The organism is uncultured Mucilaginibacter sp. (assembly GCF_937859865.1).
Taxonomy (GTDB): Bacteria; Bacteroidota; Bacteroidia; order Sphingobacteriales; family Sphingobacteriaceae; genus Mucilaginibacter_A.
This window is the reverse complement of record NZ_CALMAT010000007.1, coordinates 37,490-45,181: the sequence shown is the minus strand read 5'-3', so window position 1 is coordinate 45,181 and position 7,692 is coordinate 37,490. Positions and strand designations below refer to the sequence as shown.

Genomic DNA, 7,692 nt, shown 5'->3' with positions numbered 1-7,692 from the left:
TACCTTTTTGCCGTCATCAGAAAAAGTAAAACTCCGGACGGCAAGCGGAGCCGTTTTACCTTTTGGTGTAAGCAATGCTTCGTTTACCAGTATAATTTCTTTGGTCGGGTCGCTTACGTCCGTTTGCACGATAGAACTGTTTTGCTGGTGCATATAACTTTGGCCGTCTTTGGTCCACTGCGTGCCAAAACTGCCCTGCGAAAAAGCGGCAAAAAAATTAAAAAAAAGGACCGAAAGCGTAAAAAAAAGTAGTTTTATAAATTTTTGAAATAGCATTTGGGAAGAAAGTTTAGCTTTTTAAGAAGGACGAAAAATAGGCAGTAAAAGAAGTATACCGCTTATTTTAATTTTAATATAATCTGTTAACTACAAATTAACATTAGATTGCAATTTATTTGTAAATTTTTTTTGGTTTAAGAAAGCAGTTTTTGCCGCAGCAAAAACTCCAACTGTCCGTTGCTCACGGCCAGTTTATCGTTCATTTCTTTAACATTTTGGGCTTCTTCGTAAATGGCGTACGCCCGTTTAAGGGTCCGGTCCATTTCGTCTTCGTTCCAAGGTTTAGTGAGGTAATGAAAAATCTTTCCTTTGTTAACTGCCTCAATTACAGCATCCATATCCGAAAAACCGGTTAGTAACATACGTACTGTCGCCGGGAATTTTTCCACCACTTTTTGCAAAAATTCGCTTCCGTTCAGCTTGGGCATCCGCTGGTCGGCAATCACGATCTCGACCGGGTTTTGCTCCAAAATCTGCATTGCTTCGTCTGTATCCAGCGTGGTATAAACCTGGTATTTCGTCCGGAAAACCGCCCGAAAAGAGATAAGGTTGTTTATCTCATCGTCCACGTATAAAATATTAATTTTTTTTTCAGCCATAAGGAAAATTTTAATTAATATAAATCATATTTCTATTAATTAAATCAATAATTTGCATTACTCGTATAAACGAATTAAATAAGAAATCATACTATGGATTCATTAAACGAATTAAAAAAAATAATAGCTATAAAAACCAACAAAAATTTGTGTGAAAATGACATATACAGACCAAAATTTTTTAAACTAATTAATGAGTATGAAAAAGAGGAATTGCTGAAATTACTATTTGAAAAAACCAATATAAAAATTTATGACAGTATTTTATCTCAATTAAAGGAATTAGTAAAAAATAGAAACCCGAATATAACTTTAAAAAAAGATGAAATTGATAAAGAAATTGAATATACTTTAAAGGGAGTTGATCTATCAGAATTTGGGACATGGGTATATTATCCATGGAATGAAAAATTAGTACACATTTTAGACGAAAAAGATTTTATAGATTTAAGGACAAGCAGAAATAAATATAAGATTACAGATGAGGAAAGAAAAACTTTATCATCAAAAATTATTGGCGTAATAGGTCTTTCTGTAGGTCAATCAGTATCTTTAACATTAGCAATGGAAAGATGCTTTGGAGAATTAAGAATCGCAGATTTTGATGAATTAGAATTAACAAACCTAAACAGGCTTAGAAGTGGCGTACATAACTTAGAAATCAAAAAAACTGTAATAGTAGCCAGGGAAATAGCCGAAATAGATCCGTATTTAAATGTTACTTGCTTTCATGAAGGAATCACTGAAAATAATTTAGATAAGTTTTTGTTAGAAAACGGGAAATTAGATGTCCTTATAGATGAATGCGACGGAGTTGATATAAAACTTAAATGTAGGATAGCTGCTAAAAAATATACAATTCCTGTTTTAATGGAAGCAAGTGATAGAGGGACTGTGGATGTAGAAAGATTTGATTTAGAACCAGACAGGCCATTATTACATGGTTACATTCAACATTTAGATGTTTCAAAATTTCATACATTAACTACCAACGAACAAAAACTGCCGTACCTTTTAGCTTTTGCAGGGGTAGAAACATTATCCACCAGAATGAAAGCGTCTGCTGTGGAAGTAGGCCAAACAATTTCAACATGGCCACAACTTGCAAGCGCAGTTACGATGGGTGGTGGAATTACAGCAGACATATGCAGAAGAGTTCTCTTAAATCAATTCCATCAATCTGGTAGATACTTTATTGATATTGAAGAGTTGGTAGGCGATCCTAAACAAGAAGATAAACTTTTTCATTATAAAACTGAGAAACTAACTATAGAAAAGATGAGAGACTTTGCTAGTAAAGTCGCTTATCAAACGATTGATAATGCTGTTATTGATAATGATATTATCGAAACTTTGGTGAAGGCAGCTCTTGTTGCACCATCACCTGGTAATAATCAACCCTGGAAATGGTTCTTTGATGGAAGACAGCTATTTCTATTTAATGATGAAGAACGTTCAATTTCCTATGGCGATTTTAATTATATGGCTACCTATATGTCGCTTGGGGGCGCACTTGAAAATATTGAATTGAAAGCATTAGAATTAAAAATTAAAACCATAATAAAGCATTTCCCACTAAAAGAAACTGAAAATAATGTTTTAGTTGCTGTTTTACAATTTATTAAAGATGATAACATTGCAAAAGATAACTTGGTAAGCTTTCTAAATGTTCGTTATACAAATAGGCGTAAAGGAGATAGTTCGCCGTTAAGCAATGACATTCTTAATGATTTTAAAACATCTGTGGCTGATATAAAGGATGTTGATTTAACATTTATAACTGAGTATAATATATTGCAAAAAGTTGCAGAAATAACTGGAAAAGCAGAAAAATTACGAATGTTTATTCCACAAGGACACTACGAATTGTTTGAAAAAGAAATAAGGTGGACTAAAGAAAGTGCAGAAAGTACAAGGGATGGCTTGGATATTCGAACACTCGATCTTGAGGCAAAAGATGCAATCGGTTTTCGTGTTGCAAAAGATTCACAAGCTATAAAACTGGTAAGTGCCTGGAATAAAGGTGCGGCGTTAGAAAATATGACTAAAAAACTTGTTTCAACAGCTTCTGCAGTTGGATTAGTCACTATTCCAAATTTCACTCCGGAGAATTGTTTATTAGCAGGACATGCTACACAACGCATTTGGCTCAATGCAAGTAAACATCATATTGCTATGCAACCAGCATTGGCAGCAGTATTACATTTTGCCAGACTGATACAAGGTAACGGCATTGATATGCCAGAAAATATACAAGTTCAATTTAGAGAGTTATATAATGAATTTAATACAATATTCAACTTAAATTCTAATCAAGTACCGGTGTTTTTATTTCGACTTTTTAATGCCACCGAACCAAACATAAAGTCATTAAGATTAAATTTGAGTGAAATTTACTTTTCATAAGTAACATATCAATGAATTCGCTCGTATTTAGAGTATTTAGAGCTATTGATGAACCCGAAGCATGTTTGCGATTTATAGAAGGCCATAGAAAGGTTTTAGAAATTTATGGTATAACCATGATAACATCCAATAAAGCATTATGGATGAACCATAAAAATACTTACGTTATACTTGTTGAATCTGTAGAAGACGGAAAAGTAGTTGGTGGTGCCAGAGTACAAATTGCAGATGATGATTTACCGTTACCTATTATTGATGCTGTTAAGCAGATTGATATAAGAATATATGATATTGTTGATGAATATAAATATAACTTTATAGCAGAATTATGTGGACTATGGAATTCGAGGGAAATTGCCGGATATGGAATAGGTAGTAATTTCTTAATAAGAAATGGAATTGCATTAGCAAGAATCTTACGATTAAAAACAATGATCGCTTTATGTGCCCCTGCAACTGTAAAAATGTGTTCAAAATCTGGATTTGTAATTGAAAGATCATTAGGTAATGATGGATTTTTTAATTACCCTAAATTAGATCTTATAGCAACAGCAATGATTATTAAAGATATAAATAATCTTGAAACCGCAACAGAAGAAAGTCGTGACTTTATTAATGACTTGTGTTATAAAAGAATAATGCACAACATAGAAAAAGGCCCGAAAGGTGAAATTAGAGTTGAGTATAATTTAATTTTAAAAATGTAAATGTGTAAGCATAAAAGCCTTATTGTAATAATAATTATAAATTGCACTTGTTTAATAACAAAACCGTCTTTTGCAAACATCGGTTTTGTGAAAATAAAAAACGTTTCATTTTATGAAGATAAAACTAAATTTTTAACAATTAAAGATGCAGTAAATCTTAATTATAAAACAACAAGCCTAACTCCAAACTTTGGTTTATCAACTTCGGTTTATTGGTTTAAAATAACCATTGAAAATAATAGTGATGATAGTAATTTACTCTTTCAAATATTAAACAGTACAATAAGTTCTTTAGAGCTATATAAACCAGAAAATGGGAAACTAACATCAACAAAACTCGGTGAGTATATTCCTTTTTCAAGTAGGTTATTTAAAAGCTCTACTCCAATTTTTAAAGTTTATATACCTCGTAACAACGCCCGTACTTTTTTTTTAAAAGCCTATAGCAATAGTGTTATACAACTTCCGATGTCTATTGGTTCAGAATATGATATACTATATTCTATAAGTTTTGACCAATATTTATTTGGAATCTATATTGGGATAATTTTTGTTATGTTCTTTTACAATCTGTTTATTTATTTAACAGTTCAAGATAACAATTATTTATTCTATGTGCTATATATATCAGTTATAGGATTAACACAAGCATGCTTGAAAGGTTATGCTGGAAAATATCTTTGGCCAGAGAATACTTGGATTATTATTCATGCTCAAATTATTATCATAGGTTTGTCCGGAATTGTGTCTTTGTTATTTTCATCAAGCTTTTTAAATGCAAAATATAACTCACCTCTGTTTTATAATCTCTGTAAAGTTTTAATAATTGCAGATATTATTGGAATTATTTTTGCTCTATTAAATTTTTACATTTTAGCACAACAGCTTTTTCAGATTGTAAACGGAATTGAATCTATTCTAATAATAGTATTTGGGTTAATAGTTTATAAAAAAGGTTATAAACCTGCACTATTTTTAAATATATCGTGGAGTTTTTTTTTAGTAGGAGTTATAATCTACATATTAAAAGATGTTGGTATACTTGCTTATAGTACATTTACCAGTAATTCAATATTAATAGGTTCTGCAATTGAAGTAACATTACTATCTTTCGCCCTTGCAGATAAGATAAACACTTACAAAAAAGAAAAAGAAGAACTGCAGGCACAGGCATTGGTTACCGCACAAGAAAAAGTCGAATCAGCAAAAAACCAAAATAATATTTTGGAACACAAGGTAGAAGAACGTACATTTGAACTGGTAGAGACAAACAAAAATTTAAGCAAAACCCTTACTGATTTGAAAGAAGCCCAGACACAATTGGTAGAAGCAGAAAAAATGGCTTCGTTGGGGCAACTTACCGCGGGCATTGCCCACGAGATCAACAACCCGATCAATTTTGTTTCGGCCAACATAGAACCCTTGAAACGCGATGTTGACCTGCTGGTGGATGCCATCCAAACGATGGAAAACGTAGGTTTATCAGAAATACCGGTTAGCAAAAAGCAGCAGCAGATTGACGAGTACAAAGAAGAAATTGATTTTGACTACCTGAAATTAGAGATCGGCCAATTGCTGAACGGGATACACGAAGGCGCTTCGCGCACGGCCGAAATTGTAAAAGGGCTGAAAATATTTGCCCGCTTGGACGAGGACGACCTTAAAAAAGCCGATATCAACGAAGGCCTGGCCTCAACGTTGTTGGTTGCCAACAATATCATCGGCAAAAACATCCGGGTAATCAGAAACTTTGGCCAAATTCCGGTGATCGAATGCTTTCCCGGCAAACTGAACCAGGTATTTTTAAACATTATCTCTAATGCAATCTATGCCATTGATGAAAAATTTGGCAAAGAGCCTGGCGGGGTGTTAGAAATAACGACCGCTTGCGATGAAAAATATTTGCTGATTACCATTGCCGATAACGGCACCGGCATGAGCGAAGCGACAAAGAACAAAATATTTGAACCTTTTTTTACCACCAAAAACGTGGGTGTAGGTACTGGCCTGGGCATGTCCATCGTGTACAACACGATTAAAAAACACCATGGCGAAATTTATATAAATTCGGCCGAAGGCGAAGGGACAACCTTTATATTAAAATTACACCTTATATTTGACGAGTACCTATTAGAAGACTACCAAAGTGAGCAGCACGGATAAAATTAAAGTTTTGTATTTGGATGATGAGCCTCAAAACCTGATTGGGTTTAAAGCGTCATTCAGGTTAAATTATACCATTTTGGTAGCTCTTAACAGTGATGAGGCCCGCCAGCACCTGAAAGAAAACCCCGACATCCGTGTTTTCTTTTGCGACCAGCGCATGCCAGACATCAGCGGTGTTGATTTTTTTGTAGAAATCCAACGTACTTATCCGCTGCCTGTCCGTATTCTGCTGACCGGTTTTACCGATGTAGAATCGGTTATTGATTCGATCAACCGCGGCAATATTTTTCGGTATTTAAGGAAGCCTTACCTTCCGGAGGATATCATATCTTGTATCGAACAGGCCAACAAGTTTTACATGGTTACTTCTATGCTTTCTATAAAAAACACAGAGCTGGAAAAGGCCTATAAAGAACTGGAAAAGTTTGCCTATAGCGTATCGCATGACCTCCGTGGGCCGTTGCTGAGCATTATGGGTGCCGCAGATGTGGCGCAATACATTGATAATATTGACGAAATAAAAGAGATGCTGCGGCTGATGGAAAAATCAGTTAAAAAGCTGGACACTTTTATCCTCAACATCCATGATTATTACAGTTTAAAACAAGGTGAACTGCAAATTGAAGAAGTGAATTTTGCAGATATTATAAAAGACCAGGTAGAAAACTTTAAGGTAACTACCAAGATGAAAAATATAAACTTTGTTACAAAAGTAGAACAAAAAGATAATTTTAGGAGCGACACCATGTCGCTTAAAATTATCCTAAGCAACCTTTTGTCCAATGCATTTAAATACCAGCAAAAAGACAAACCGGACAAATATGTTGAATTGGATATCAAAGTAAAAATAGGGACAGCTACCATACAAGTAATAGACAACGGGATAGGCATACAAGATAAATTTGTGGGCGATATTTTTAACATGTTTTTTAGGGCCACGGCAGAAGAAGTTGGATCTGGCATTGGCTTGTACAATGTTAAAGATGCCGTTACAAAAATAGGCGGCCAAATTTCTGTAACTTCTGTTTTTAATAAAGGCACAACATTTGTAATTACAGTTCCAAGTAAATAATAAAATGCAGGATATTACCAACTTTATTATAATTGATGATAGCAAAGAAGATTGTTACCTGATTAAAAAAAGACTGCAAACATTAAAAGCTTCTTTTACTATTCAATCTTTTTTAAGCCCGCACGAAGCTTTTGACTATGTTTTAAATACTGTTGCCACCACCAAAAGCATCATCATCCTGGATATTTACATGCCGTTAATGGATGGTTTTGAATTTGTAGAAGCTTTTGAAAACCTTCCAAAAAACATCCAAGACAATTATTTAATTTGTGCACTTACTTCATCCATCAACAAACAATATACCGACAGGATCAGTGCTTACCAATCTGTTAAGTTCTTTTTAGAGAAGCCACTCAAAACAGAAAGTTTACTGGATCTGATGGCAAGCTAAACTTGCACAATTGATAGTTGATGCTTTACTTGGATAACAATTAACTTTACAACCATTCAAACAATTATCCAA

The 7,692-nt window shown here is 33.9% G+C and carries 6 protein-coding genes and 2 pseudogenes; 6 read left to right on the top strand and 2 right to left on the bottom strand.

Translation table 11 applies throughout. The annotated features are described in order from the left end of the window. Both Q0192_RS01110 and Q0192_RS01105 read right to left on the bottom strand, forming a co-directional pair. Window positions 1–276: pseudogene (locus Q0192_RS01110) on the bottom strand (S9 family peptidase); the annotation flags it as partial. A gap of 137 nt (window positions 277–413) precedes the next feature. Beyond that, on the bottom strand, window positions 414–878 hold the full coding sequence (locus Q0192_RS01105) for a response regulator (protein ID WP_299284800.1): 465 nt from the start codon (window positions 876–878) through the stop codon (window positions 414–416). 93 nt (window positions 879–971) lie between these two features. On the opposite strand from Q0192_RS01105, the gene Q0192_RS01100 reads away from it, so the two are divergent. From Q0192_RS01100 to Q0192_RS01080, 6 genes and pseudogenes are all read left to right on the top strand, one after another. After that, window positions 972–3,284: an Rv1355c family protein gene (locus Q0192_RS01100; RefSeq protein ID WP_299284798.1), complete on the top strand. Its 2,313-nt coding sequence runs from the start codon at window positions 972–974 to the stop codon at window positions 3,282–3,284. An 11-nt stretch (window positions 3,285–3,295) separates the two neighbouring features. After that, entirely contained in the window at window positions 3,296–3,991 is a 696-nt protein-coding gene (locus Q0192_RS01095; RefSeq protein ID WP_299284795.1) for a hypothetical protein, read from the top strand. Next, a pseudogene (locus tag Q0192_RS18700) lies at window positions 3,992–5,107 on the top strand (7TM diverse intracellular signaling domain-containing protein); the annotation flags it as partial. A gap of 108 nt (window positions 5,108–5,215) precedes the next feature. Continuing rightward, entirely contained in the window at window positions 5,216–6,154 is a 939-nt protein-coding gene (locus Q0192_RS01090) for an ATP-binding protein (protein WP_299284792.1), read from the top strand. Next, window positions 6,138–7,229 carry a hybrid sensor histidine kinase/response regulator gene (locus tag Q0192_RS01085; RefSeq protein WP_299284790.1) on the top strand — a complete coding sequence of 364 codons (1,092 nt, stop codon included), beginning with the start codon at window positions 6,138–6,140 and terminating at the stop codon, window positions 7,227–7,229. The genes Q0192_RS01090 and Q0192_RS01085 overlap by 17 nt, the downstream gene beginning before the upstream one ends. 4 nt (window positions 7,230–7,233) lie before the next feature. Continuing rightward, window positions 7,234–7,620 (top strand): response regulator, encoded by a 387-nt coding sequence (locus Q0192_RS01080; RefSeq protein ID WP_299284787.1) that lies wholly within the window; start codon window positions 7,234–7,236, stop codon window positions 7,618–7,620. Window positions 7,621–7,692 lie beyond the last annotated feature (72 nt).

Bases quoted from the DNA above. Each gene is read 5' to 3' on its own strand.
- Q0192_RS01105 (WP_299284800.1), bottom strand. From the start codon at position 878: ATGGCTGAAAAAAAAATTAATATTTTATACGTGGACGATGAGATAAAC.
- Q0192_RS01095 (WP_299284795.1), top strand. From the start codon at position 3,296: ATGAATTCGCTCGTATTTAGAGTATTTAGAGCTATTGATGAACCCGAA.
- Q0192_RS01080 (WP_299284787.1), top strand. From the start codon at position 7,234: ATGCAGGATATTACCAACTTTATTATAATTGATGATAGCAAAGAAGAT.
- Q0192_RS01100 (WP_299284798.1), top strand. From the start codon at position 972: ATGGATTCATTAAACGAATTAAAAAAAATAATAGCTATAAAAACCAAC.